General features: G+C 65.1%; 16 protein-coding genes. 4 read left to right on the forward strand and 12 right to left on the reverse strand.

Going from position 1 to position 26,709, the window contains the following annotated elements:
- Nucleotides 1-53: 53 nt before the first annotated feature.
- The 5 genes from QX132_RS25690 to QX132_RS25710 all read right to left on the reverse strand — a co-directional run bounded on the left by QX132_RS25690 (nt 54) and on the right by QX132_RS25710 (nt 17,028).
- Nucleotides 54-10,598 carry a LysM domain-containing protein gene (locus QX132_RS25690; protein WP_316163205.1) on the reverse strand — a complete coding sequence of 3,515 codons (10,545 nt, stop codon included), beginning with the start codon at nt 10,596-10,598 and terminating at the stop codon, nt 54-56.
- A gap of 14 nt (nt 10,599-10,612) precedes the next feature.
- Nucleotides 10,613-12,028, reverse strand: a complete 1,416-nt coding sequence (locus QX132_RS25695; RefSeq protein WP_315737657.1) for a hypothetical protein — start codon at nt 12,026-12,028, stop codon at nt 10,613-10,615.
- Nucleotides 12,025-15,648: a hypothetical protein gene (locus QX132_RS25700; protein WP_316163206.1), complete on the reverse strand. Its 3,624-nt coding sequence runs from the start codon at nt 15,646-15,648 to the stop codon at nt 12,025-12,027. The genes QX132_RS25695 and QX132_RS25700 overlap by 4 nt, the downstream gene beginning before the upstream one ends.
- A 7-nt stretch (nt 15,649-15,655) precedes the next feature.
- Nucleotides 15,656-16,408, reverse strand: coding sequence for a hypothetical protein (locus QX132_RS25705; RefSeq protein WP_315737655.1), 753 nt, complete (start codon nt 16,406-16,408; stop codon nt 15,656-15,658).
- Nucleotides 16,409-16,632: 224 nt separating this feature from the next.
- Entirely contained in the window at nt 16,633-17,028 is a 396-nt protein-coding gene (locus tag QX132_RS25710; RefSeq protein WP_315737654.1) for a hypothetical protein, read from the reverse strand.
- A 315-nt stretch (nt 17,029-17,343) separates the two neighbouring features.
- On the opposite strand from QX132_RS25710, the gene QX132_RS25715 reads away from it, so the two are divergent.
- Nucleotides 17,344-18,801, forward strand: a complete 1,458-nt coding sequence (locus QX132_RS25715; RefSeq protein ID WP_316163207.1) for an acyltransferase — start codon at nt 17,344-17,346, stop codon at nt 18,799-18,801.
- A gap of 205 nt (nt 18,802-19,006) precedes the next feature.
- Here the strand turns inward: QX132_RS25715 and QX132_RS33080 are convergent, their stop codons facing one another.
- Nucleotides 19,007-19,246, reverse strand: a complete 240-nt coding sequence (locus QX132_RS33080) for a hypothetical protein (RefSeq protein WP_409997750.1) — start codon at nt 19,244-19,246, stop codon at nt 19,007-19,009.
- Nucleotides 19,247-19,718: 472 nt separating this feature from the next.
- Here QX132_RS33080 and QX132_RS25720 point away from each other — a divergent pair, with 472 nt between their 5' ends.
- Both QX132_RS25720 and QX132_RS25725 read left to right on the forward strand, forming a co-directional pair.
- On the forward strand, nt 19,719-19,901 hold the full coding sequence (locus QX132_RS25720) for a hypothetical protein (protein ID WP_315771202.1): 183 nt from the start codon (nt 19,719-19,721) through the stop codon (nt 19,899-19,901).
- 163 nt (nt 19,902-20,064) lie between these two features.
- The gene (locus QX132_RS25725) at nt 20,065-20,259 is read left to right on the forward strand and encodes a hypothetical protein (protein ID WP_315737652.1); all 195 of its coding nucleotides are present in this window, start codon (nt 20,065-20,067) and stop codon (nt 20,257-20,259) included.
- A gap of 63 nt (nt 20,260-20,322) precedes the next feature.
- On the opposite strand, the gene QX132_RS25730 is transcribed toward QX132_RS25725, so the two are convergent.
- From QX132_RS25730 to QX132_RS25745, 4 genes are all read right to left on the reverse strand, one after another.
- On the reverse strand, nt 20,323-20,769 hold the full coding sequence (locus QX132_RS25730) for a host attachment protein (RefSeq protein ID WP_315737651.1): 447 nt from the start codon (nt 20,767-20,769) through the stop codon (nt 20,323-20,325).
- A 67-nt stretch (nt 20,770-20,836) separates the two neighbouring features.
- Nucleotides 20,837-21,250 carry a DUF3775 domain-containing protein gene (locus QX132_RS25735; protein WP_315737650.1) on the reverse strand — a complete coding sequence of 138 codons (414 nt, stop codon included), beginning with the start codon at nt 21,248-21,250 and terminating at the stop codon, nt 20,837-20,839.
- Between the two features lie 204 nt (nt 21,251-21,454).
- On the reverse strand, nt 21,455-21,907 hold the full coding sequence (locus QX132_RS25740; protein ID WP_315776591.1) for a hypothetical protein: 453 nt from the start codon (nt 21,905-21,907) through the stop codon (nt 21,455-21,457).
- A gap of 114 nt (nt 21,908-22,021) precedes the next feature.
- Nucleotides 22,022-22,726: a hypothetical protein gene (locus QX132_RS25745; protein ID WP_316163208.1), complete on the reverse strand. Its 705-nt coding sequence runs from the start codon at nt 22,724-22,726 to the stop codon at nt 22,022-22,024.
- 221 nt (nt 22,727-22,947) lie between these two features.
- Here QX132_RS25745 and QX132_RS25750 point away from each other — a divergent pair, with 221 nt between their 5' ends.
- Entirely contained in the window at nt 22,948-23,331 is a 384-nt protein-coding gene (locus tag QX132_RS25750) for a VOC family protein (protein WP_316163209.1), read from the forward strand.
- Nucleotides 23,332-23,347: 16 nt separating this feature from the next.
- Here QX132_RS25750 and QX132_RS25755 read toward each other — a convergent pair whose 3' ends face one another.
- Together QX132_RS25755 and QX132_RS25760 are read right to left on the reverse strand one after the other, a co-directional pair.
- Nucleotides 23,348-23,809, reverse strand: a complete 462-nt coding sequence (locus QX132_RS25755; protein ID WP_409997751.1) for a hypothetical protein — start codon at nt 23,807-23,809, stop codon at nt 23,348-23,350.
- Between the two features lie 145 nt (nt 23,810-23,954).
- Nucleotides 23,955-26,636 carry a PAS domain-containing protein gene (locus QX132_RS25760; protein ID WP_315754293.1) on the reverse strand — a complete coding sequence of 894 codons (2,682 nt, stop codon included), beginning with the start codon at nt 26,634-26,636 and terminating at the stop codon, nt 23,955-23,957.
- Nucleotides 26,637-26,709 lie beyond the last annotated feature (73 nt).

Genomic DNA, 26,709 nt, shown 5'->3' on the forward strand with positions numbered 1-26,709 from the left:
GCATGTCCAGATGATCTCCGGCGACGGCCGCAGTTTCGATGCCGGTACCGCCTTCAGGCGCTCGCGACGTCGTGAGTGAGCCGGCCGACCTGGATCAACGGCTGCGTCGCATCGCCGACGCCACCGAAGACCTTCAGCTCGATCTCGACGCGGGCATGGCCCGACGTCGTTGGCTTGGTCGTCGCCCGCCACGTATCGATCATCTGCGCGAACGGGGCCACGAAGGGCGGCTTCACGCCCGGATCGACCGCTGACGGGGTCGGCGTCAGCAGGTTGATCGGCAGCCGTACGCGCGGGATCGCCGGCTGGCCGGCTACGACCTCGTAGCTGTACATGCCCTGCATCGCGACCTCGTCGCTGGTGCTGCCATTGCCGTCAGCATAGAGTCCCGCGAAGAACTTGGTCAGGCGCGCGTCGAGGTCGCCGGAGGCGCCCGACATTGCGTCGAGCGAGAACGCCGTGTAGTTCAGCTGCGGGACCACCGTGGACGCGAAACGGACCTCGGGCGTCTGGAACAGGAATGCCGGATTGGTGCTGGTGGTCTTGAGATCTGCCAGCGGGAACAGCGCGAGATTGCGCTGCACGAACACCGACGCCCAGCCGCTCTGGTACAGCAGCACATCGAGCGGAGCGATCGACACCGTCCGCGCCGGCAGCCCGCGCGCCTCCGCTTCGCGGAGATAGACCGTCTTGCCGTCGACCTGACGCGTATAGACGTAGGCGATCTCTACACCAGGGGGGAGTTCCGCCGGAGGCACGGCTTGGGCCGTATAGAGCTCGGGCGCGATGATTGCGATCACGGGCGCCGGAAGCGTGGTGGTGCCGTTCGAGATCGTATTGGCCGCCGCATTCCAGCTCGCCGCCACGCCATCGATGGTGATGTTGACAAGATTGGTGCGCGCGTGCCCGTCGCTGGTGCTGTCGAGCGTCGACATAAACTTCACGATCACATGCGCCGGTGCGACCGCCAGCCTTGCAGGCCCGACCGTCTCCCGCGCATAGGCATCCGCGATCTGCCTGGTCTCAAGGGCAAAGGCAGCGGTCGCCTTGCGCGCGGCGGCCAGCGTCGCCGGATCCGGCTCGGCGCCATCGATGCCGACCAGATACTGGTTGAGGTCGCGCAGGATCGCCGGATAGTTGGTGACGAATTGCGCGAGCGCGGTGAACAGGTCGGGCTCGCCGCTCAACTTGGCCGAGCCGCGCAGCGTCGGCTCGGTCGGCCGGTTGAACTCCATCGTGCAGGACACTGCGTCGGCTGCCGCCTGCTGATAGAGATAGTCGAACGAATAACCCCAGGCGTTCAGCTTCGATGGATCGGTCGTGCCCTCGCCGGTGAGCTGCCGCGCCTGCTGCGCGGAGACCGTCGGCGGCGTCGGCAGATCGCGGTTGACCACCGGAATGTTGGTGACCTGCGTGCCCAGCGGATAGCTGAACGGCCCATTGACGAAGGCGAGCCATCGCGAATCGACATAGCCGTCGATACCGGGGACAGTCCGCCGCTCGAACTCGAGATGGGTGAGCGAGAGCGTGAGCTCGAGCGGCACATAGGCCTGGTCGACGACATTCTTGGTGGCGAACACGAAGGCCAGCCGCGGATCGTACCAGGTCTTGCTGGCGGAATCGTACACCTCGCCGAGCGGAATGCGCGTCGGGGTGAGCGTGAAATTCTGATTGTCCGCGACGCCCTTGATGCTGCCGCCCGGCTGACCGTAGAGGTTCGGCGGACCGGCCGGGTTGCTGTCGCCTCCGCCGGTCACCTCGGTCAATCCGAACACGACGGCCGCACCGGCGCGATAGGCTGCGCCGAGCTGATTGAGCAGCTGCTGGCGCAGCTTCTCGCTGGCGGCGAATCCGGTTGAAGGATCGCCCGCGCTGGTCGACAGCACCGGCAGCGTCTTCAGGCCGATCGTATCGGCCAGGGATTCCTTGGCCGACAGCACGCTTCCCAGCGAACCGTCCTTGAGCGGATCGGTCACGCCGTCAATCCGGTCGAGGATGAAGGCGTGCGGCGCGTAGTCGGCCGACAGGAACTGATCGATTGCATCCAGCGCGCTCTGGAACCACTGGTTCAGGTCGACGCCGTCGAGATGCAGCGTGTCGGTGTCGCCGCTGTCATAGCGCGTGATCGTCGCATCGCCGCTGGCCAGCGCCTTGGCGATCGGCTTCGGCGCGAAATAGCTCGGTGACGTGCCGAGCTTGAAATGGATGCCCTGCCCTGTGGCCTTGCCGAAGCGCACCGCCCAGAGCTGCTGAGCGCCGTCGGCCGCATCCTCGCCGTCGCGGGACAGCCCCTGCCCGACCTTGAGATACCAGTCGGCAGTGGCGAACACGGCCTCGACCGCTTTGCTGAACACGGTATAGGACACATTGCCGTCGCCATCGGCGCGCGGCAGGATCGCCGCGGCCACGCCGCTGCCGCCCTGCAACGCCGCCACCGCCGGATCGACCAGCAGCGGATTGCGGCTGAACGCGAGCGTGACATCCAGCTCGAGGATGTTGCCGGCGGCGATCGCATTGACGTCGACCTGAAGCGACAGGGTCACAGCCGGGGCTGCGGGCACCTGGCCGCGCGTCACGAGCTTCAGATACAGCACGCAGGCACGCACATAGCCGCGAATGATGTCCGCCTGCGGGTCGCTGAGGTCCACATCGGGCTTGGCCATCAGCGAATTCGATAGCCGCATTGCCACCGCGTTGCCGGAGACGCCCGGCACATGCACGGCGACATCGGCCGAATAGTCCTGATGCAGCTGATAATAGATCCGGGTGTAGAGCGAGAGATCGTCGGCGGCCCGGGCCGCGCCGTCCGGCCCAGCATAGGCGGCGGCGTTGAGGGACAGAACGAGCTTGAACGCGGCACCGGCCGTGCCGTCATAGCTGTAGCTGGCGTTGGTATTGATCCAGGACCCCAGCCCGATCAGCTCGTCGCGATACAGCATCGGCACCGCCGCACCGTTGAGCGCGCCGCGGTACCCTTGCGGCGGTGCCTCGAACGGCGTCACCGTGGTGTTGCCGAAGATGTCGCGCCATTGCAGCGCGACCTGCGCCATGGTGCCGACGCCGAGATAGGGGTTGGCTGCCTTCGGCGGCAGATCCGGATCAGACGGGTCCGGCGCGGCGTTGACCAGCGCGAACTGCGCGCCGATGCCGATCGATTGGCGATAGTCGAAATCGGCGAGGGCAACCTGCGCCAACCGGTTGCCGCGCGTCCGCGCCGAGCGCGCATGGCTCTCGAACGCGCCGGACTGATCGTCGTCATGGTCCTGAGGACCGAACGGCATGCCCAGCGGAGTAGCCTTGTAGAAGACGTTGCCCGCGAGCCCCGCGGCCAGCGAGGTGTAGAGCTGATACATTGTCTTCTTGGCAAAGTCCGGCGCCGCTGGATCGTCCGGCGGCAGGCCGAGATTGTCGCGCGTCAACGAGAACCCGATGTTCTGCGGCGGCAGCTGGTCGCGCAGCGAGAACAGCTGCGGGTCGAGATCGAGCACGGCATTGACCGGGAACAGTCCGGGCGCTGCGCTGGCGCCACGGGCGATCAGGTCGACATCCAACCCGTAATAGGCGGCCATGCTGGCAAAGCTCATCCCGGGCGCGGCGGAGGAACTGACCTGATAGGTCAGCGGCGGGATGTAGAAGACGGCCGCGAGCGCAACAGCGACTTGCGGATTGAACGCGGCGATGTCCTGGCCGCTGATGGAGTGGATGGCGCCGGCAGAGAACAGCCTGGCGAGCTTGTCGAGGGTGGCCTGCGCGTCGATGGACCCGCCGGCACCGCGGACCAGATCCGCGTCGGTCAGTTGGCGCACCGCGCCCACGATCGGCACCAGCGCGCCCGCGGCGAGCGGCTTGGTCGCGTTGACCTCGGCGATCCGCCCGGGCCCAGGGCCGTAGATCGCCGCGAGCGCATCGAGCGATGCCCCCGCCGCAACCGGCGCCGTCTGGTCTGTCGAGGCGAGCGACACCGTCTGTACCAGATCGCTCTGCGGATCGACGGCGTCGGTCGTCACGAAGGCGTTGACGAAATCGGGAAGCGTGGTGCCGAACGACTCGCTGCCCTGCGTCGCGAACGTCACGACCACCGTCACTACGCCCGAGCCGGAGGAATCGAAGACGGCGGCCGGCAAGCCCTCGCCGCTTTCGACGTTCTCGTAATAGAGATAGTAGCCGCCGCTGCGGACCGTGCTGAGCTCCCACATCAGGCGGATGAACTGCGCCGGGGAGTTGGCAATGCCGCGCGGCGGAGCGTCCTCGGTAGCCAGCGTCAGCCGGAGCGCCGCCGCCGGATTGGTCTCGGTCGAGAGGTTGGTCTGGGTGATGAAGGCGAGGAAGTTGGCATCCGCAGGTGTCACCAGCATCGGCGCGCCAGGTCCGGACTGGTTGTAGAGCAGGAAGACGGCGGAGGCGATGCCTTCGCCCAGGGCGTCCATGGCGGTCAGGATGCGCTGCAGTCGCACCGCATCCTCCGAGCTGGGGCCAACCAACTCATAGACGAACGGCAGCGACGGCGCGGACGCCGGACCGCTCGGCAGATCGCCTGCGCCCACGCCCTGCGCGGCCAGCGCCGCCGCGTCGGGCAGACGCTTGATCTGAACGTCGAGCCGCGTGCACCAGGCCCAACGTGCGATGTCGGCATAGTCGGTGCGTCCCGTAGCAGGATTGCTGCGGCCGGTCTGCGGCTGGAATTTCGGCAGCAGCGCGTAGGTCGAACGAAGATCCGGCATGACGGCGCGGATCGACTGCTCCCGCGTGGCGACCAGATTGGTCTGCGCCGGCGGCAGGCTCCACAGCGTCGGCTGCACCTGCGCGCCGGCATCGGCCGCCGCGGCCACGCCGCTGCGGTTCGTCAGGGCCAACAGGCTCGCGACGGAGCCGCTCGACCAGCGGGCGTAGCCGCTGGCGGTAAACGGCCGCGGCTGGCGCTCGGCGAGCGGCAGCGCCGCGAATGTCGGGCTCGGGACGAAATTGCCCGGCCCCCTGGCCCAGCTGACGACCACATCGAGCGCCGCATAGGCCTGGCTCAGATCAACCTCCATGCTGAGGTCGGTGCCGTCGTTCAGCAAGATGAAATCGAGCGGGACGCCGTGGCTCTGAGTCTCGCGTGCGAAGCCGACCTTGTAGCTCGTGGCAGAACTGGGTGTTGGAAACTGCTGGCCGGTGAGCTGATAGACTCCATAGGCCGACTGCGTCCTCGGATAGAGGAACGCATTGGACAGCGTCAATCCGTCCTGGACCGGCAGCCGCAACCCATAGACCAGGAAGCGCGAGACCATGCCGGCGGTCTGCCCGACCTGACCCGTGGCCGCGATGGCCGACCACAGCGCGCCAACCGACAGGGCCTGAAGATTGGCGACCGTGAGCAGGCCGCGCTCCGCCTGCACGGAGAACAGGCCGGCGACGCCGCGATTGGCGTCCGCAACCGCAACGGCGGTGGTCTGGAAGAGGCTCGCCACCGTCGCCAGCGTATCGGATGACGGGCCGGATGTCCCTGCGGTCTTGTAGGCGATCGGCCAGATCGCGAGCGGCAAGGTCGGCTGCAGCAGACCGGCGACGCCGTAGAGCACGCTCTGCGCAGCGAGCGCGTCGATCGAGATCGCGCCGAGTTGCAGCGCGACATCGTCGAAACTGTCGCCCTGCCGCGTCACATAGATCTGCTCCTGACCCTGGCTGTTGGTGAGCAGCAGGACGACGCCGCCCTGCAGCATGTGGCGGGACCGGTTGGCCACGATCAGGCGGTCCGGCGTCGTGGTCCAGCGCGGAGGCGACGCCGCATCGGAATAGCGGCCAGCGATGCCTTGCAGCGTGTCCCCGCTTTGCACCACATATTCGAGGCCGTCGACATGCAGCGACAGCCCGGCCCCCAAGGCATGATCGACGTTGGGCTGTACGATATCGGCAATCGTCAAGGAATTGCCGGCGATCCCGTTCAGCTCATCCAGGATACCACCGACGTTGCTCGTCGGTGTCAACGGATAGGCATAGCTCTGCAGCGCGTCGGCCGCGGCCTGGAGCAATTGGCGTGCGATCAGGGTGAAGGTGTCGACGAACACCAGGGCCGCCATCGACTCCGCCGAGCTGGTGTCGTCCTCCGCGGCAAGCCGGCGCGTTTCCTTGTTCTGGGCCTCGATGTTCGCGGCGACCTGCGCGAATATCTTGCTGACCGCGCTCGCGTAGCCGGGCGTGGCCGTGGTGTAGGTCTCGAACGCGATCGGCGAGGTCTGGCCACCGGACATGCCGGGGACCTGCAGCTTCAATCCGTCGAACACCGGAAACAGCACCGAACCGGCATCGAGCTTGGTCTTCAGCCCCGACGATTGCGCCGTCGCCGGATTGAAGATGTCGAGCGTGAATCCGTCGGCCAGGAACTGCAGCAGGCCCTTGATCGACAGGAACGGATCGGCCGTGTCGGCGAGACGCGCGACATAGGCCTCGAGCTGGGTGAGCGTCACCGACATGGCCAGCGTCTCGCCGAGCTCGGCCGCATCCCCGCTCTCGTTCCCCAGTGCGTCGATGATCCAGGGGAAGTAGACCTCGGCCAGCACGTCGAAGGACGTCTTGGTGGCGGACGGCGCGCTCGCCGCGGCATCCGGCGCGTCCATTGCGAGCAGGAGCACAAATGCCCCCTGGTTCGAGGCTGCGTCGGTGGCTGCCTCCGGAGCAAGCACGGTGTACTGCGCGCCCGCCATCAGCGACAGCTTCGGCTTGTTGCCATCTGCGGCGGCAAGGCCCATCCGGCGAGCGGTAGCGGGCCCGAGCCGCTTCGGTCGCGGCTTCAGGCTGCGCGCCAGCCGCATGGCCGCGTCCGGTCCGCGTGCGTGGGCCCGCTGCATCAGCAAGGCATCCGCGCGCGCCCCCTGGACCTCCCACGGCGCCGTGCTGGTCTGTCCGATCACGAAGGTCGCGGAGACCTGAGCCGAGAACGACAGGCTGATCGAAATCGAGAACAGGCCGAGGTTGATCTTGACCTTGAGGCTGATCGTCACGCTCGCGCTGGCGATCACTGGAATCTCGCGATAGCTCTCATAGGTGAGCTGGATCGACAGCACAATCTTGACATTGACCGAGGCCGAAATGATCGCGAAATCGACGCTGCCGTACAGCAGGCCGATGATGCCGACCGTTCCCGACAGCTTGAAGTAATAGTCGCTCTGCAGCGCACCGCTGCTGGCGCGCGATGCCAGCGTGCGCGCGGGATTGTAGGGATGCCACGGCGCCACGACGCCTTCGACGATGCCGAACACCGTGAGCGCGAAGCCCGCCTTCAGAGGCCCCTTCTCGAAATTGTAGCCCAGGCCGAGCTGCAGCCCGATGCCGAACTCGATGACGGGATCGAAAGTGCCGAGGTTGGTCTTCGGGATCTTGGTCGATGTCGCATTGGAGAGCTTGCCGATGTAGAAGCCACCGGCGCCCAGCACCGGCACGCCGTACACGATCACCGAGATCGAGAAGGAGCGGCGGAAATCGAGATTGTACGGGAAGCCGATGTCGATGAAGAAATCGCCGTTGGTGTAGACCTTGATCCCGAGCTGCGGCAGCGTGATCGACACCGCGCCGAAATTGAGGTTGCGAATGATGTCCGGGAAGGTGAAATCGATCTGGTAGACGCCGATATCGTCGGTGATCTTCTTGTAGAGGATGTCGACGACGAGATTGGCGAGCCCGCCCATCTTCTCGCCGGCAAGCGCCAGCCGCAAGCCGTAGAGATTGGGGTCGTTGAACACCAGCATGGCATCGATCGACCAGGCGCCGGCCACTTTCATCAGGCCGAGATGCCCGGCAATGAGCCAGTTGTTGGACTGGTCGTAATAGGGCAGGCCCGGCGCGCCGCCCTCGTCCGCATTTGGATCCACCGGATTCATCTTGCCCGTCGTGCTTGGGACGGACTGCAGCGCGCAGATCACTTCCTTGGTGCTGTTGAAGCTGGAATGGCCGGTGATGCCGATGCGCTGTCCGAGCACCAGCAGGAACAGCTTGAACCATTCCTCGCCCCGGCCGGGCACCGACGGCAGGTTCTGCACGTCCTGCCCCTTGGCGGGATCGAGCAGATTCTTGAATGCCGGATCATCGGCGACGAGCGGGCTCGAGCCCTCGATGGCGAGGGTCACCTTGCCGTCGGTGCCGCGGCGGAAGGTCAGCGCCGTGATGCTGATGAAGCCGAGATTGATCGGGCTCGACAGCTCGTAGCTGGCCGAAAGGCGTTGCGAGAAGCTCTCGCCGCTCTTGAGCGAGACGTTGACACGGAGCGCATCGAGCGAAATCTGGTTGAGCAGGTCCCATGGCGAATCCAGCGTGAAGTAGGGATTGCCGAGCGTACGCACCAGCGCCTGCACCAGCGACCCGATGCTCCAGCCCTTGAGGCTGAAGGTGACCAGCTCCTTGCCGCTCTCCCAATCCGCGCGGAATCCTTCCCACTCGACGAACAGAATGTTGTTGGAGCCCGCCTCCGTCGTCTTGAACTCATAGCCCATCGTGAGCTTGAGGTTGATCGCCGAGTAGACCCAGGTTCCCTGCGCGAAGCCTGAGAACTGTTGCTGGGCCGGCTTCTGGCCGTCATAGCTGACGCCGAGCCGCGCCGGATCGATGCCGACGGTCTGATCGCCGAAGGTGAACGTCCAGCTGAAGCCGACGGTGATGTCGTAGCTCGTCTTCAGCTCGCCCTGCTCGGCCGGAATGGTCGCGGTGATCGCAAATTCGGAGATGATGAGATCTCCGGGCAGGAAGCTGGGGAATCCATAGGCGCTGCCGGGCGAAAAGAACTGGTTGATCAGTTCCGAGACCTCGAGCGGCTCCTCCAGCGAGGCGGCGAGGTCCCACCGCTTCGGCGTTTCGAACCCGTCATAGGTCACGCTGACCTTGGTGTGCAACGGCCCGACATCGAGGAAACCTCCGACGCTCGACTTCCATTGCGTCTGCGAGGCGGTCTGCAGCGCGACCACTCGCGAGGTCCAGAGCATCGGCAGCGGCGCCGCCCGCAACAGCGTCGTCGCATTGCCCCCGTCTGGCGTCTGCGTCGGAGTCTGCGCCGCGATTGAGACCGTTCCCTCCCGCACGGCAAGGATCGGCTGGTTGTTGATCTTGAGCAGATTGAGCGTCAGGCTGAAGCCAGCATCGAATTGAAAGCTCTGCGCGCTGTAATCGACCGCGACCGCGATGTCGCCAAGTTCGAAATCGCCGACATTCTCGACGTCGAGCACGACGGCACCGCCGGACAGGGCCGTCAGGAAGTCGCTCAGCTTCGCGGTCCCGGCGAAGGACGCGAAGAACTGCTTCGCGGAGGTGAACTGGACGGTGAACACGCCGTCGCCCTCGCCGTCCGGCCCCTTGAAGACGCTGGGCGCCAGTACGAACTCGGTCGTGAAGTCGTAGGTCTGCTGCCGCTTCGTGCCGTCGAACGGATAGGCCATCGACCATTGCAGCGCGAAGCTCGTGATCTTGAAGTCGAGGACGCCGGTCGGCGGCAGGACCTGCCAGCTCGTATCCTTCGAGCTGCCGATCTCGATCGAGACCGCCGTGATCGTCGGCGAGCGGCCGAGCGTGCCGGCGATCGAGAAGCCGTTGAGACCGACGAAGGCAAGGAACTGCTGCAGCACGTCCGGGGTCGCGGCGAGATAGCCGCCGTTGCCGCCCATCACCTCGATCACCGTGGCCGGCGTCAGCGGCGCGCCGCCTTCGACGACCGCGAGCGCCACCGAATAGCTGGTGTCCGCGCCGGGCGTGATCTCGACGTCGAGCTGATAGGAGCCGGTGCTGCCGACGTCGAACTGCGAGGAGATCGCGAGCGTCGGCGCCTGATCGCCGGCATCCGGATCGGCGGGATCGGCCAGCACCAGCACGCCATCGACCTCGTCCGCGCCATCGGGCGCGGGAATGGTCAGAGCCAAGCTCGGATCCTTGACCGTGAACTGCGACGCGAGCTTGAACGTGCCGTCCTGGATCGCGGCCCGCAACTGCCCCGGCGGGAACAGCACGGTCTCGCCGTTGAAGATGCCCATGTTGAGCGCGCCGCTCAGCAGCAGATCGCCGGCCGGCGCGGTGAGGCCAGGAAACAGCAGCAGGAACGGCTTGGCGACATCCGGCAGAGCGACCTTGGCAACGAAATTCTGCACCGCGCCGCCGCTCACGGCACGCCCTGCGGAGTCACCATACGGGTAGGTGCCGGTCGCCGTCGAGAACACGAAGCTGACGTTCTTCAGCGTGCCGAACTGATTGAACGGGAAGCCCCCCATGAAGGCGAAGCTGCTGGTCCAGGTCCAGTTCGACGGTGTCGCCTCGGCCTGCACGATCAGTTGGTCGCCGTCCACGGTGAACACGAGCGTGGCCTTCGCGGCCAGCGGGGTCGCGGCGCCGATGAACGGGATCGTCGCCGACTGCATCGTGAACGCCGTCCCCTCGACCGGGCCGACATCGGATTTTGCCACCGTCACCTTGAAGTCGGCCGCGGCCTTGAGGAAAAAGGCCTGGCTCAGCCAGGTGTCGTAGTCGGCGGGAACCTTCACGGCGGGATCGGCGAGGCCTGCCGTCAGGAACGCTGCATCGAGCGCGAAGGCGGTGTCGCCGGCGGCGGCCTCGACAGCGGCGCGAAGATTGTCGATAGCGCTCATGAGCCGGCGCTCCCTCAGATGTCGGCAGAGATGCCGAAGTGATCGCTGGTGTTGCGAACGCGCCCGTAATTGCTCCAGCCGGTGAGATTTCCGGCGCCGCCGATCCCGGGATAGTTCGCCGCCGTCGGCGCGCCCGGCCACCCCATCGGCGCCGCGGTGAACTGGTGGGCCAGCGCAACCGCGCCCGGGGGAGGATTGTCCGGCGGCGCCATGACCGCGTTCATCGGCGTGCCGGTCACCGTGTTCATGATCGTGGTCTGATAGTTGTGCATGCCGTTGTGCGGCCAGACCAGGATGTTGTCGATCGAGTAGAACGGCGCAGCGACGAAGTTGGAGCCGACATAGCCGTAGCCGGGATAAAAGCTCTGCCCCGGGCCGCCGCCGTTGGACCAGAGGAATTTGGAGGCCGCCGTCTTGTCCTTGCCGCGGATATGGGTGGAGAAATAGCCCTTATACTGGTCGAGATTGACAGGAACTCCCACCGCCGTCGGACTGACGAGCAGCGTGTAGGCACCGGGCCCCCCGGTGAGCGGATTATAGAGGCCCGAGGCCGTGCCGTTGACGGCGAACAGATTGACGTTGAAATCGCCGCCGATCACCCGCGTCTCGTTCACTCCCAGGGCGCCGACGATATCGTTGATCGTCGACAGCGTGGTGATGTAGTTCGCCGCCGCGGGATTGTTCGGCGGGGAATGGATGCCGAAGATGGTGAGGTCTCGCTGCACGACGCCGAGATTATCGGTCTCGGTGAACGTTGCCATGAACGGCTCGCGCAATCCGCCAAAGGCAACGGGCGCACCGAGCGTGGTCGTGAAGGCGATGCGCGCGGCGACGACGTCCTCATTGAGGCCGCCATTGTGCTGGGCGCCCGCAGGAATCTGGCGCACGCCGCCAAGCCCCGGCGGCACCAGCATTCCGTTGACGTTCACGGCACCGATAGGCACCACCATGCCATTGTACGGCGCGGCGGCGCCGCCGCCCGGCGGCACCGACAGGCCGCCATGACCGCCGGTCCAGATGTTGGGCCCGGTGAAATAGCGACGGAGGTTGCCTGCAGTGTCGGTGCGGCGATAGAGAATGCCGACCGTTTCGGCGCGCCCGCCGGTCCCGGTGTAGAGCGGCGGCACGGCGTTCCAGCCGCCTGCCACCATCGTGGCGGGGTTGTTGAGCCCGAACTGCACCATGGCGAGTGCATTGATGCCGCCGGTCTGGCTCGCCAGCGCGTTGGGCGCATTGTCGCCGGAGCTCACCTCGATGATGACGATGATGTCCGGCTGCGTGGCCGTCAGCACGGCATTGATCACCGCGCGGCGCTGGATCGCGCTCTGCATGTCGTTGAGGCCGCCATGGCCGCGCTGCCGCTTGATCGACGCGGAAAAGATCTTGTTGACCGAGAAGCTCTCGATATTCCAGAACAGGATCCGCGTCATGATGACGGCTCCTGCAGCTCGGGCTTGCGTGGGGCGAATGCGAGCGACTGCTCGCAGCCCGGATTGTCGTCGGCGACATAGGCCGCGTACCAGCCGAGGCTGCCGGTGTTGTCGGGATCGCCGAACAGGAAGAACTGGATGTTGGCGGACGGCGGCAGCTTGGCGATGCCGAAGATCTTGATGGCGATATCGTCGATCCGCAGGCAGTAGAACCACTTCGGACCGTCATCAGACAGCTTGCGTCCCGATGCGGTCGGGACCGGCTGGCGCAGGATCGAGATCGCACCGACCGCAACCTTGATGACGCCCTGGATGCTGAACAGGCTGGCGCCGGGCGCCGCGCCCGGCAGGCTCATGCCGATGAAGACCGCATGCTGCGCATCCGAGCCGGTGGTGATCGGTGACCATGCCGCGAGCAGCTGCGACTGGAAGCCGACGCCCGAGGCGAGCGCCCCCGGACCGCCCAGCGTGATGTCATAGACGACGCCGAACCAGGGCCCCTCGAGTTCGGTCAGGTTGAGCTGCGACGTCACCGGCAGGAAGCCGAGATCGGACGGCTTCTGATCGCCGGTCGCGTTGACGAAGCTCTTCAGCTGCAGCGCGAAGCCGCGGAACAGGCTGGTGTCGCGCATCGTCGAACCGTTGAGATTCCAGGCCAGGTTGCCGGTCGCGACCTCGAACCGCTTGGCGCCAGGCGTCGCCTGCGGATAGGTCATTCCGACGGCGAGACCGGAGAAGGCGAGGCCGGCGCCGAGCGCCGCCTCTGGCGTGTCCGGCGGACTGCCGAACGACAACAGGTCGAGCGTCTCTTCGGCGGTGCTCTGAAGCGCCGTGAAATCGAGCTGCCCCCAGATGAGGAAGTTGCTCGCCACCGTGGCGCCCTGGTCCTGGGTGCCGATCGTGTTGAACTGCACGCGGTCGAAGGCGACGGCAGGCAGCACGTTCGACGGGCTGGTCAGCACGTTGGTCGTGTTCTGCTCGAAGACATAGGCGCCGCGGCCGCCCTGATCGACATAGCTGCCCTTGAGCACGATTCCCGTGAAGGGCTGTGGCTTGCCGCGCGAGTACAGCCGCGACACCGGCGCGCCGAACAGCGCGGCGACCGAGAGCTGGACGTGGCTGTCGAACCGCGTCAGCCTGGCGTTCTCGAACAGCGACTGCAGCTGCAGCACGGTGAAGTCGAACTCGCCGCTCATCTGCACCGCCACGGGCACGTCGGGCGCAACGCCGCTCGAGACGTTCGCCGCATAGCGCGGATCTTCGTAGTCGATCAGGCCGAACAGGCTCGAGCTGCCCGCGGGCATCGTGATCCGGCCGCTCCGGCCGTCGACCGTGACGCGGCTGACGGTGAAGCCGAAATGATGGGCGTTGAAGCGCGTGAAGTCGATGCCGGCGGCAAGACCCGCAATCTCCGGCGGCATGTCGCGCTGGCCGAGATCGGCCGCGAGCACGATGACGCCGGTCCAGTTCGGGTCCTGGGCAATGCGCGCGAAATTCTCATAGAATGGGCCGGACGCTCCCTTCGACCGTGCGATGGCGTCCGCAATGTAGTCCTGCAGCCATTGCGAGAGGCCGGTGTAGGACAGCGCGGCGGTGACCGGCGGTGTGCCGGGCAACAGCGAGAACTGCTCCGCGGACGTCCAACGATTGGCATTCGTGACCCGCTCCAGCAACGAGCCGGAGCAGAACTTCATGATCATCACGTTGCGGTAGGCGGTGGCCGACGCGCCGGCGCCGACCGCCGCGGTCATGGTCCAGCCCGCAATGTTGACGGTATTGGCGAACTGGGCGCCGGTGCCGAACGGCTCCGGATTGACAGCGACCAGAAAGAGCTGGTTGGTCTGCAAGGCGTCCTGCATCGCCTGGGTTGGAGCAGATAGCGCGAATGGCAGGGTATTGCCGTCGCGGTCGAGCGATTGCGCCATGCTGACCTTCAGATAGGCCCCCGTCGCCGGATCGCGCTCGATGATGAAGCCCTGAGGCGTCGTCCCATCGGTGCTGGGGCCGTCCGCCAGCGTGCCGTGCAACGCGTGAGCCCGCGCCGCCTGCACCCGCGCCGACCACGTCTTGCTGCCATAGCCCGAGATCAGCGACTTGCGGGTTGCGGCCACGATCTGGCTCTCGAACTGGACGAGCGTCGCGCCATCGAGGCCGCTGCTCGCAGCAGCGCCATAAGGCGCCAGCGGGAACGTCTTGTCGCTGCCCTGGGCGAGCGGCATGAACGGCGGCGCGGATTGGAGTATCTCCGCATTCGCGGCGCCGGCCGCGGCCGCACCGTAGATCGCGCTGCCTTCGGGCTCGGCCAGATAGTCGACGGCCCCGCCCCCGGCGACGATGGTCACCCAGGAGGTCTGGTGGTCGTCGGTCAGGCGCGGCGCAACGGCGCCGCTCGCGGGACGGTTGAGATCCGCCGTCTCGAACGGGAACACCGGCGCGTAGCCTGGTTTCGAGGGGATCGCGTTGAGGCGATCGTTTTGTGTTGCAGGCAGGCTGACGTCGTACGCCTTGAAGCTGAGCGCTTCCGATCCGAACAGTCCGCCCATCAGCTTCGCGACCTGGCCGGCCGCGCTGCCGTCGGCACTGAGCGCATAGTGGCCGGCCAGGCTCAGATAGGCAGTGCCGGTGTCGGTCTTGGCCGATCTCGCGACACTGGTGGCAAAGGCGAAGCCCCCGGCGCCGAGCGCCGGCGCCGTATCTCCGCTGCCAGCCCCGAGCGGTGTCAGTTGCACGACACGCCCGCCGGTCGTGCGGAATTCGCTGGTCAGCGCAGGCGCCCCCTTTATGGCAAAACCGGAACGCAGATAGCCCTGTTCGAGCTGCTCTCGGCTGATCACGCGGTTGGCCGGATCGCCGAGGTCGAAAGCGCCCGCGATCGAAAGCTGCGATGGCAACGCCGCCACCGTCATGGCTGCATACTGCGCAGCTTGCAGCGACGCCGTCGCATTGTTGTTGATGACGTAGCGGACGCCCTGCCCCAAGCCCTGGCTGACGAACGCCTGTTTCGAATCGAGCAGCCCATCAAAGGTCACGCAGCCGGTGTTGGCGCCGCCGAAGGGCACGTAGGCGTAGATGCGATTATTGGAGGCCGGCGCAAGCCGAATGCCGAGCGGGTTGTCGCCCTTGCCCGCGAAGCCGATGAACGGAGGTGAGCTCAGCGCCGAGCCCGACAGGCGCAGCGCCCCACCGTCAATATCGATCCGGCTCTGATCGAGGATGTAGAATTTGGCGTTGCTGGCGAACCAGAGGTTCATGTTGCCCGAGACCTGGTAGACCGGCGGCAGATTGATGAAGGAGACGCCATAGCGCTCGAAGTCGCCAAACACGACCGGATTGGCCGAGGCAAGCCAGACGACGGCGCGATTGCGCGTCGCCTTGCTTATATAGGTCCGTGCACGCTCGGCGAACCCGCCGGGATCCCGATCGAGATCGGCGGGCCGCTGTGTCGCGAACAGATAACTGCCACCGTACTTCTTCAGCGAGTCATCGTAGTCGATGAACGGTGGCAGCGACGAGCCCGCGCCGAGAAGGTAGCCGGCCCAGCCAACCGAGCCGGCAACCCTGGTCTCGTAGATCGCGGAGGAGTCGACCTGCTCGAACTGCGCTGACGCGGACGCGTCCATGCTCGTATCACCCGATCGGGAAGATGCCGAGCAAGGTGCCCGCCAGTGAATAGAGGGCGCGATCGTCGATGATGTCGCCCTTGATGATGGTCACCGTATATTGCGTCGAGCCCAGCGCCGCATATTGCACCGTGATGCCCGCCTTCCACGTCGTCGCCCCGATCGTGATATCAGCACCGAGGACCGCAGTGATCTGCGACTGCGAGACGATCGGCGTCCAGACCGGGATTCGGCCCTGATACTGGAACGAGACGTAGGTCGTGTTGTTGGTGTCGCCGCTCGGCGTCGTCACCACGTTGCTGTTCGGACTGGTCGGGGTGTTCACCGTCGGCAGCGCCGTGAAGGCCGCGCGCGGATACTCTTCGGTCCGCGTCGCCGCGGGCGCCGCTGACTTGACGGACGAACTGATCGGGAAGATGCCGAGCGTCACGCCCTGGAGCGAGTAGAGCCCACGATCGTCCACGATCTCGCCCGAGATGATGGTCACGGTGTACTGGGTCGATCCCAGCGCCGCATACTGGACCGTGATGCCCTTGCGCCAAGTCGTTGCGCCGATCGTGATGTCGGCCCCCAAGACGACTTGAGGTTGAGCCTGCGAAACCACCGGCGTCCAGACCGGAATGCGGCCCTGATACTCGAAGACGAGCTGCGTCGTGTTGTTGGGATCGCCCGTCGGCGTCGCGACGACATCGGTGTTGGGACTCGTGGGGGTTTTTACGACGGCGGGAGCGGTGAAACGAATACCTTCACGATCAGACATGACTATCTCCTTTTGTAAAACACAGGTCGAAACCTGCAGCGCGCAGCTGCTGAGCCCAGCTGAGGCGAGTCGAAAATCAATAAACTACCAATGATCGAAATCTATCAGAGGTTGCATCGTGTAACAGAGTTCGCAGGGGCGGTCAATCGGGCCAGATCACAGTCCTGCCCCCCACGCCCGATAACATTCTGGTGTTTACATTTCACGCGAAGCCGGGCCGGCCCTCAGCGGCTGCCTTGTCTCCGAAGCATTTGCATCGCACGCTTCATCGCTGCGGACCGGGTGAACGAGCCGAGCACGATTCCGGTAAAGCTGCTCTCCTTTCCGGAATCGACGATCGCTCCTGTCATCGTGACCGTGTAGTAGGGACCCATGGGGTTCATGGTCACGGTCAGCCCCTTGCACAGGACAATGCCGGCAACAGCGACATCCTCGGCCAGCGTGACCTTCACCTCGCCAATCGACACGAGCGTCCTCCAGCACGGGATCGTACCGTTGACGAAAAAGGTCACCCAGGTGCTGTCGTTGGTGTCGAACGTTGCGGCCACCTGCGCATTGCAATTCGTCGTCAGCTGGGTGTCGACGGTTTGATCGGTGAGCTGAGATGGCGCAGCGGGCAAGGCGGCTTCCGTCCTCGTTCAAACGCTCAGCGTCATGCAAGATGACCAGCCGGAGGTGACAAATAACTAGCCGCCGTTGGTTTGCGAGTCCATTTGCAATCCGGCCCCTGCAGCAATCCGGCCGGGGCTCCGCATCCCACGCAGGTGCGACCAAGGCCCTGGCCGTAACCTCCCGCTGGCCAAGATTCCCGGCGGGGTTTCGCAACAGGCACGATCCGCTGCAAAAGCTGCTCTTCCCGGATTTCTTCAAACCCTACCAGCCTGTTGCCCGCCCCTCCCGCCAATCGCATGCCGCACCGGGAAACGCCTCGCCCCTTGGGTGGGACGCCGCCGACGCCAAGGCTGATTTCTCTTTATTTTTCAGCTCGTTGTTGTCGACAGCAATGTGAGACGCCGCCGCGTCGGACGCCGCAAACGGCAGACGCCGGACCGATCGGGCGCAGAGTCATCTCTGGTCTGAACGCCAGATCGTCGCTCGAGCGGGCGGCAATCCCGTCTCCGGCCGGCGTGCGTCGGGTTGCCTCCGGACCCTGCTGTTTCTACAACAGCCGGAGCGCCTCCCAAGTATCAGGACCATCCCTCAAAGTGAACGAGCAACGCTTCATCGGCTCGCTGACCGGCTTACGCTTCGTCGCGGCTGCAACGGTCGCCATCGGCCACGGCGCCCCGTCGTTGGCGCAAGGCCTGCTGCCGGAGCTCATCGCTCAGGTCAGCAGCATCGGAATGACGATGTTCTTCGTGCTGAGCGGATTCGTCCTGTGGCTCAACTATGCCGCGCGCTTCCAGTCGCAACCGTTCGGAAACGCTCTTCGCGAATTTGCCATCGCGCGATTCGCCCGGCTCTACCCGATGTACGCCGTGATTGTGCTCGCGGTCGTCGCATACGTCGTGATCGCGCGAGACCTCTCCGCGCCCTCGCTCGGCTTCATCCTCACGATGACGCAAGCCTGGTTTCCCGTGCAGAACGGCACCATGCTGGTCGCGGTCGTGCCGTCGCTGCAGCACCTCTGGTCCATCAGCGTCGAGCTGTTCTTCTACCTGCTGTTTCCGTTCGTCTGCCTGCTGTTTGCAGGCGTCGCCAGGCTGCCCACGATCATCTGGATCGCGCTTGCGAACATCGTGACTTTCGCGCTGACGATCGCCGCCGCTTTCACCTTTGGCGATGCGTTGTTGCGGGCCGCCGCGCCAAGCCTCACGCAAAACGGGATGCAGTGGCTCACCTACTACTCTCCCTATCTTCACATCGCTCAGTTCCTGGCCGGCTGCCTTGCCGCCATGATCTACAAGAACCGCGCCGATGCCAGCATCGGTGACGGGGAGCGACGCTGCGTGAGGCTCCTGTTCTGGCTTGCGCTGGTGAGCCTCATCTGTGCGCCTGTCCTGCTGTTTCTGCAGCCTCGTCTGCCCGGCTGGTCGTTCGCGATCGAACTTGCCGTACGTCTCATCGAGATCTCGGGATTTTCGATCGTCTTCGTCGCCGCCAGTCGGTACGGCCATGCCGCTTGGCTGTCGTCCAGAGCCCTGATCATTGGTGGCGAATGCAGCTATTCGATCTATCTGCTGCATCCCTTTCTCATTCGGCTTGCGATGATCGGAAAGTCAGATGCTCCCGGCGCTCTCGAGCTCGCACTGCGGCTCGGTCTGTTCGTTGCGATTGCGACGGCGGTGGCCTGGGTCACCTACATGCTCATCGAGGCGCCCTCGCGAACATGGTTACGGAGAGCCTTCCGCACCAGTGCACCGCGCGACGTGATCCATGCGACGCCGGTCTGAGCGCCGTGTCACCGGCCCGTCCGTGCTTCGCGGTGCGCCTCTACCAGCGGCTTATCCGGAGCCTTGCCGTACCTTGAATCAGGAGCCAGACGAAGCTGCCGCCGCTAACGACAGGGCGCGACGTCCAACGTGAACAATCGCTGATCCCCCGCGGCAGCCGGCAGCCCGGTACACGCTCCCGCGGCGATGATCAGCCATCGCATGTTCACCTGCTGACACAGGCCCTCGCCTGTCTGCTCCATTTGAACGCGGTTCCGCATGGCGGCCTTGGCCGAGCGCCCGCAGGGCATTCGTTCCACACCGGCGCTCCCACCTCCCAGCCATTCACGACGCAGCCGCCATTGGGCGCGACGTGGCACCCTGGGCCGCAGGACTCGTTGGCGACCGACCGGCCGCCTCCTGCCGCAAGGCCAGTCAGCAGCACAACCCAAAACATCAGCCTCATCGCTTCGCTCCATTGGCTCCGAGGCGACGAGCCCCTGCGACCGCGCCCCAGCGGAAACCATGAACGTATCAAACCGTTCCCCCGTTGATTGCAGCCTGCTCGCGCTGAGATCTCGTCGGAGATGGTCGCCGCCAGCCTGTGACGAAACACCGCGCCGCCACCACACTCTAGCCCTACTACGCGCACGACCGCGCCATATCCGTGCACGGAAATGGGAAACCATCGTAGCGAGAAGGTTTTCACCATGTTGGGCGATGATTGCGCAGCCTGGGCGAGCGATAAGCGGAAAAATCACCTCTCCACGCCAATCTGATCGTGGTGAGCCAGCAAGGCGTTGGGGCGCGCGCGCTTAGAAACGTGACGAGCCGAACAACATCAGGAGCCGGCGGCACGAACTGCCGGCCAGCCTTGGATCGTCCGGATGCGCGCCGGACGAGCCCGTGGCGAATGCAGGGAGCGATAGATCGACATGATGGCACGAAAGCTTTCAGTCCGCGAAGTCATTGCCAGATCCTATCCCAGCTGGGACTATGCCATGGCCGACCGGTTGATCGCATGGCTCGATCATTGTGGGTACGAGATCGTGGAGAAGAAGCCGGAGCGCACCGCGGCTCCCGTGACCGACGACGCGCAGCCACACGTGATCAGCGTTTGATGAATTCTGCCCCGTTTCGCCGAGGCGCTGTGAATGATCAGCGCTCCTCAAGCGGCAGCGCTCGGGCGCCGCAGGAACCGCGCATCGCGTTCTGGGGTTCAAGATGACAAGACCAGACGCTCGACGTCTCATCGAGCACCATGAGATCAGGGAAGGATCACCAATGTCTCGCAAGCTCACGCCACGCCAGGTCATCGCACGCTCCTACCCGACCTGGGATTACGCCATGGCCGATCGCCTGATCGCCTGGCTGGATGATTGCGGCTACGAGATCGTCGAAAAAGGAGCCGCGCACCTTGACACAAGTCTGGTGCCTGCTGCGCCGGAATCGACACCGTCGCATGAAAGCACACATTGATCCCGTCGCGGTCGAAACCGCGAACGGGGCCTCCGGGCGCTCATTGGTATGAGAAAGCCGGCCTCAGGCGAGCAGCTGCTTCTCGATTTCGTAGACCGGAAGCTTGACCAGATCCTTGTGGACCTCGCCATGCAGCACCTTTCGTACCGCGTCGGAATAGTCGGCGCGGATGATCCCGAGCGCGCGCGGCGACGCCACCATCGTGACGGCTTTGGTTTCGCCCGACAGGACAGCCTGATGCAGGCGATCAGCAAGCTGCTTGAGAAAGGCGCGCTCAGCCTGATCATGCCAATCCGTCTGATCCACCGAACTCCGAGCATTGCCAAATGACTGCTGCACCGAGCCGGGCGCATCAGTGCCCTGAGCGCTCGTGCGGTCGTTCTCCTGCTCACGGACCTCTTTGGTGTGCAGGTTCGGAAACATGCTGTCACCGACGTTCTCGAGGATCAGTGCCTTGCGGCCGTCGCACACGACGATCCAATCACCGGTTCCGACCTTCAGCTTGTCCATGAGATTACTCCATCATCCGAATTGCAACGAAGAACGTGCTGGGAATCCATCGGGAGACGCCGCCCAGCTATATGCCTTCTTCGAAGTCTTCCAAGGAAAGGCCGAACTCCGAGAGAGCCTCCTCCAGATAGTCGCCAAGCATCGGAGTTTCGATCAGGTACGTCGCGGTGCGATTGTTGTGCGCCTGAGCGGCCTGCGCACGAAGCTCATCCCAATTGTCCAGCGAGCCGTCACCCCGGCCCAGCCACATCAGCGTGACCAGATCGATCTGTTCGTCGACATTGAGGCCCCTGATGAAGCTGACGAGCTCCGACCTGTCCGTGTTCAAACCTCGCCCACCGGTACCGGGCGCCGCGTCGTCATCCGCCAAATCTGCCAGCAATTCGGGTTCGGCCGCTTCCATTTCATGCTTGTGGATCTTGGTCACGACGAAGGCGACCTTCTCCGGCGAGATCGAGAGGGTGGGCGTGGTAGTCGTCATTCAGCGTCTCCTGGGTCCCCGGGCAAACGCTCCCAGGTCCCATGCAAGGGACGCTAGGCGTTCCGGAAGGAGCGCACTTTGCGCAAGATCAAGGCAGCGCGGCGGCGTGAAAAACGGCGCAGCAGCCCACGTCAGTTCGACCGCCCCCGGCGCGCGATTGCACCGGGACTGCTTGGATCGACCAGGGACTGCGGGCAATCGATACTACCAGGTCCAAGCGAAAGGGCCGACATGCGGCTGCTGCGCGACCAGGATCATCGGTCTGCCCAGATGAGCTCTTGCGACCTTTCGCTTCTTCGCCTTGCTCGTGTCGGCAATCCGCGTCGCGCGAGGCTTCTCGGCGGCCTTCACGGCCGCAACCTGCGGGTTGGCTTCGACGGCGCTCATCTGCGCGAAGGCGTCGCGGAGACCGTTCTTGGCCACTTCTGCCGGAGGCTGCTCCGCCTTCGCGAGCTTCACCGGAGCTGGCGTGGCGATCGAGGTGTCCATCACGATCCGCTCCGGCCACTTTCGCGTCGACTGAATGCGCACCGGGGGAAGATCCGACGCAGACGACAGGCTTGCAGGCAATGGCACGCTGGGAAGCACGGCATCCGCCAGGACGAGCAGCGCCAGCAGAGTTCCACCGACGAAAAGAAAGTAACGGAGAATGGGCATAATTTACCGCTCCGTCGGCACCTGCGCCGACATCCACCTAACGGAGGATCATGACAGTATGTTCCCGCGTCGAACGCTCGGGTTCAAAGACCGTGGGAGACTAGCGCGACATAATTAGATTTTGGTCGCTGCAACCAGCGCGCATTTGGCCGCGCTGACGTTAACGTTGACGAATCCGACGTGGACCGCCGCGAAGGTCTTGCGGCTGCGCGACCCGACTTGGCCGGGCACGATCCGTCGGCGGTCGGTGACGTGACTGCCGTCGCGCCGGCTGAAGGCGCAGCTGATTTCGACGTCCTTGACTGCGAAACTGTTGGCATTCCGTAGCGTGAAGGTCACCAGCGCCTTCGATCCAAGCCCGCCGCGCCGCCAGGACTGGGAACTGATCCGCAGGCCGGACAGAGCGGCCGGGTCGAGCGCAGTGGATGACACAGGTAGCATCGTCGGCGACAGACTGGCATGCGCATCCATGACGTTCCGGCCGGAGCCGACCACCGGGGACGAATCGGGGTGCGCATTGGACCCCAGACTGGGCACCACGGACGAGAGCCCATGCGATGGCTCCGTCCCGTCTTCATCTCCTTCATACCGGCCGCTGGGGGAGGCCGATGTGACTTGCGCAAGGCGGGGATCGGCCATCTCCTCCTCTTCGACCGACATGATCAGCCACCCGACTGCGCCGAACATGATCAGCGCGAGGATCGCCAACCCCGACACGGCGGCTCCCAAAGGGATGGACGCTCCGCCGCTTCGGCGCATGGCCAGCGACGCCGCGGCATCGGGCTTGCGTCCCAGCAAACGAGAGAGACCCGCGCTCATGTCTGCACCATCGGCTGCCCGGCGGGGGCATCTGGAAGCTTCAATCGGCAAACATCGATAGGGTTGCATGCAAAGCCGACAATTGGAGGGCAGGCCCGGATACCGGTCGGTTTGCCGGCTGGCGCGGCCGGCGACGGGCCGGTAAACATCCGCTCCGCTGCCGACGCCCCAAGGAACGCCGCCGCGCCGCAAGCGGTTCACTCTTTCGAAAGATCTCGACGATGTTGAATGTCACGTGGGACCATATCCATCTGCGCAGCCCTGACCCGGAAGCCACCGCCAACTGGCTTCACGACATTCTCGGCGGCGAGATCGTCCGCAATCCCGGCCGCATCGACGTCAAGCTTGGCGGCGCCAGCGTGTTCATCGCCAAGGTCGAGCCGGGCGACGGAGTGAACGAGCCGCCGGTGACCCCGCACCAGGACCTCGATCATTTCGGCCTCACCGTGAAGGACATCGACGCAGCGGCCGCCGAGCTCAAGGCCAAGGGCGTCACCTTCACGACCGAGCCGACCACGATCCGCCCCGGTGTTCGCATCTGCTTCATCCGCGGGCCCCAGGGCATTTCCATCGAGCTCCTGGAGCGCGACAAGAAATACGTCTGAGCGCCGCCCCGCTCGTCTACGTCATGCTGCCCGGCATGAAGCAGCGGATCGAGAGGCCCTGATAGCCGCGCATCGGCCACACCATGGTGCGCCCGACGCGGTTGGGCTCGGTGATGACCGCCTCGTCGGGAACGTCGAGCCATTCCCCCTCGATGCGGACGCGGTAGTGACCGCCCCTGCTCTCCCAGTCGACATCGCTGACGGCGCTGCCGTCGGCATCCGAGCAGCACGGGCCCTTGCCGCTGCGCAGGCCGTCGAACCATGCCTTGATCTCCGGCGACGAGTTCGCATACTGGCCGCGATCGCGCGCCAGTGACGGTGGCGCGCAGAGTGCGATCAGCAGCGCCGCACCGCCGACCTGGATGGGCGGCTTCCATGGAGCGACCGCCGGTCGCCTCGAACCCGTGTTGCTGATGTCGGCACGATCAGCTCGATGCGGCTCATGGCCGCGGGACACGATCCATTTGCTCATTTCCATCTGGTCCATCTGGCTCCTGCACCACCCCAGGGTGCACGGATAATGATGCATCAACTGGGCCAGATTTCGATTCGATCTCGGCTTCGTGAGAGTCAATCCGGAGTTTCACGCAGCGGCGCGGCATCCCCGCGCATTGCGGATCTCCCTACTCGGCCGCCTGCTCGAGAGGCGCGACCCGCGGCAGAATGATCTGGACGCGCGTGCCGGCGCCCGGCTCGGAGTCGAGATCAAGCCGGCCGCCGAGCCGGTTGGTCACGATGCTGTAGACGATGTGCAGGCCGAGGCCAGTGCCGCCCTGGTCGCGGCGCGTTGTGAAAAAAGGATCGAAGGCGCGGCGGCGAACGTCGAGCGACATGCCGCAGCCATTGTCGGAAAAGATGATCTCGACATTGTCGCGCCCGGATTCCCGCGCCCTGATTTCGATCACACCGCTCCTGCCGTCCGGAAACGCGTGCGCGACCGCATTGAGGAAGAGATTGGTCAGAACCTGCCCATAAGGCCCGGGGTAGCTGTTCATCACCAGATCGGGCTGGCAATCCACATTCACCGTCAGGTTCTGTCTGCGCACGCCCGGGCGCAGACTCATCACCACCTGCTCGGTGAGATCGGCGAGATCGAAGGTGCGCTTGTCGGAGTAGTTGCGGTCCGCTGCGACCTGCTTGAACGACTGGATCAGCTCGGCCGCGCGATTGAGATTTGCGACGAGCTGCCCAGCCGCACTGCGGCTCATCTCGATGAACTCGTTGAGGCTCGACCGCCGCAGTTCGCCCCGCGTGACCGCCTCGCTGAAGCGCTCGGTCTTGCGCTCGAGCGCGGAGGCGACCGTGAGGCTGATGCCGACGGGGTTGTTGACCTCATGGGCAACGCCGGCGACCATGCGCCCGAGCGCCGCGAGCTTCTCAGCTTCGATCAGCGAGGCCTGGGTCTCGCGCAGGTTCCGGAGCGCCGTCTCGGCGGCCTCCTTGGCCTTGCGCATCTCCAATTCGCTCTTCTTGCGCTCTCCAATGTCGAGCGCCACGGTGACGATCTTGTCGACCTCGCCGTCGGCGTCGAGAAGCGGCAGCTTGTTGACCAGCCATTGCCGCATGACGTTGCAAGAATCGAGGTATTCCTCCTCGTAGAACCCGAGGCCGGCCTTCGTCGCCAGCACGCGCTTGTCGTTCGAGTCCGTCTTGTTCGCACCGTAGCGCGACATCAGCTCGCCGGTGGTGCGGCCGAGCGCATCCTCGGGCTCGACGTTGAAGATGCCGGCCATGTAGCGGTTCATCAGGACATAGCGTAGCTCGCTATCCTTGACGTTGATCACCGCCGGCACGGTGTCGATGACCTGCTGCAGCAATCGCCGGCCTTCCGCGATCGCGTCCTCGGCACGCTTCTGATCCGTGATATCGCGAACCACGCCTTCGTAGCGAATTACCTCGCCGTTCTCATCCCGCACCACCGTGGCGCTGTCCGAAAGCCAGCGGATCTCACCGGTGCGCCGGCGCACCTGGTATTCGAACTCGCGCACCATGCCGTCGCGCCGCATCAGCCGCTGGTAGCGTTCGCGCGCCAGGGGATGGACATAGATCGTATCCGCGATGTCGTTGACGCTCTGGATCAGCTCGCTCGCGGATTCGTAGCCCATGATGCGCGCGAGCGCCGGATTGGCATTGAGCACGAGACCACTCGGTGTGGTCACATAGATGCCGTCGATCGAAGCTTCGAACAGCTTGCGATAGCTCTCCTCGGCCAGCCGCTGCTCGGCCAGCGCGCGGACGGCCGCCTCGCGCGCCGCGTCGGCATCCTGCAAAGTCTGCCGAAAGACTTCTGCCGCCCGCGCGATGTCGCCGATCTCGTTCTGAACGTCGGTCTGCGGGATCGACGCAGCTTTTTCGCCCGCCGCCAGCGCCCGAATCGAGCGTGCGATCGAGGCCAGCGGCTTCACCGTGCGGCGCACCACGAACGAGGCAGCAAAGATGCCGATCAGAACGCCCGCCGTGCCGAAGATGATGCTCTGCCATTTCGTCTCCGCCAGCGTGCGGGCGAAGTCGCGCGACAGCACCTTGCCCTGGCTGGCACTCAAGGCGCGCAGCAGCTCCGTGACCCGGCCGATCAGCCGCCCCTCGATGCCCAGCACCTCCTTGTCGAGGCGTGCGATCTCGTCCTCGGTGCCGGCAATGGCGATGATCGCCTCGGCGTAGCGGTCCGCTGCCGCGCGCAGGGCGCTGTCCTCGATCGGCATTGCGCGCATGCTGCGGGCGGCCTGCTCGGCGCCAGCCGGGTCGCGCGCCAGCAACGCCGCGCCGACCTGGTTCTGCACTTGGAACAAGGCCCGCGCCGTGGCGCGATCAGTCAGGCCGGCGATGGCGTCCTCGAAGCTCTCGCGCGCCGCCGGCAAACCCGACAGCAGCTCGGCACGCCGGGCGATCAGCGCACTGATCCGGTCGATGCCCTCGCGGTAATTGGCGAGCCGCTGGGACACACCATCGATGGTCGCCTGCTGCTCCGGTGCCAGCTGCAGGCGCGTCTTCTTCAGGAGCGCGCTGAGCTCGGTCGCCGCCTCCATGGCACGGTCGGAGCGCGAGCCGGGATCGGTGACGAAATCGCGCGCCGCGAGCCGCAGCTCGTTCATGCGCTGGTCGATCTCCTCGGCGAGATCGCCGACGCCCTGCAGCCGCTGCAACTCGGCAAAGGTCGAATCGATGTGGCGAATGGCGATCACGCTCGCCATGCTGGTCGCGGTGATCACGGCAAGCAGCAGCAAAAAGCTGCCAAAGATCATCCGCCCGATCGTCATCGATCGGAGGCTGCTGCAGGCCGTGTCGAGGTCCGGTAATCTACTCATGGGATCCGATGGTCGGAACCGCACTATATACGAGCCGCCGGGCGGCCAAATGAACATATAGAGAACAATTCTC

It is taken from the genome of Bradyrhizobium sp. SZCCHNRI20481, assembly GCF_032485055.1.
GTDB lineage: Bacteria > Pseudomonadota > Alphaproteobacteria > Rhizobiales > Xanthobacteraceae > Bradyrhizobium.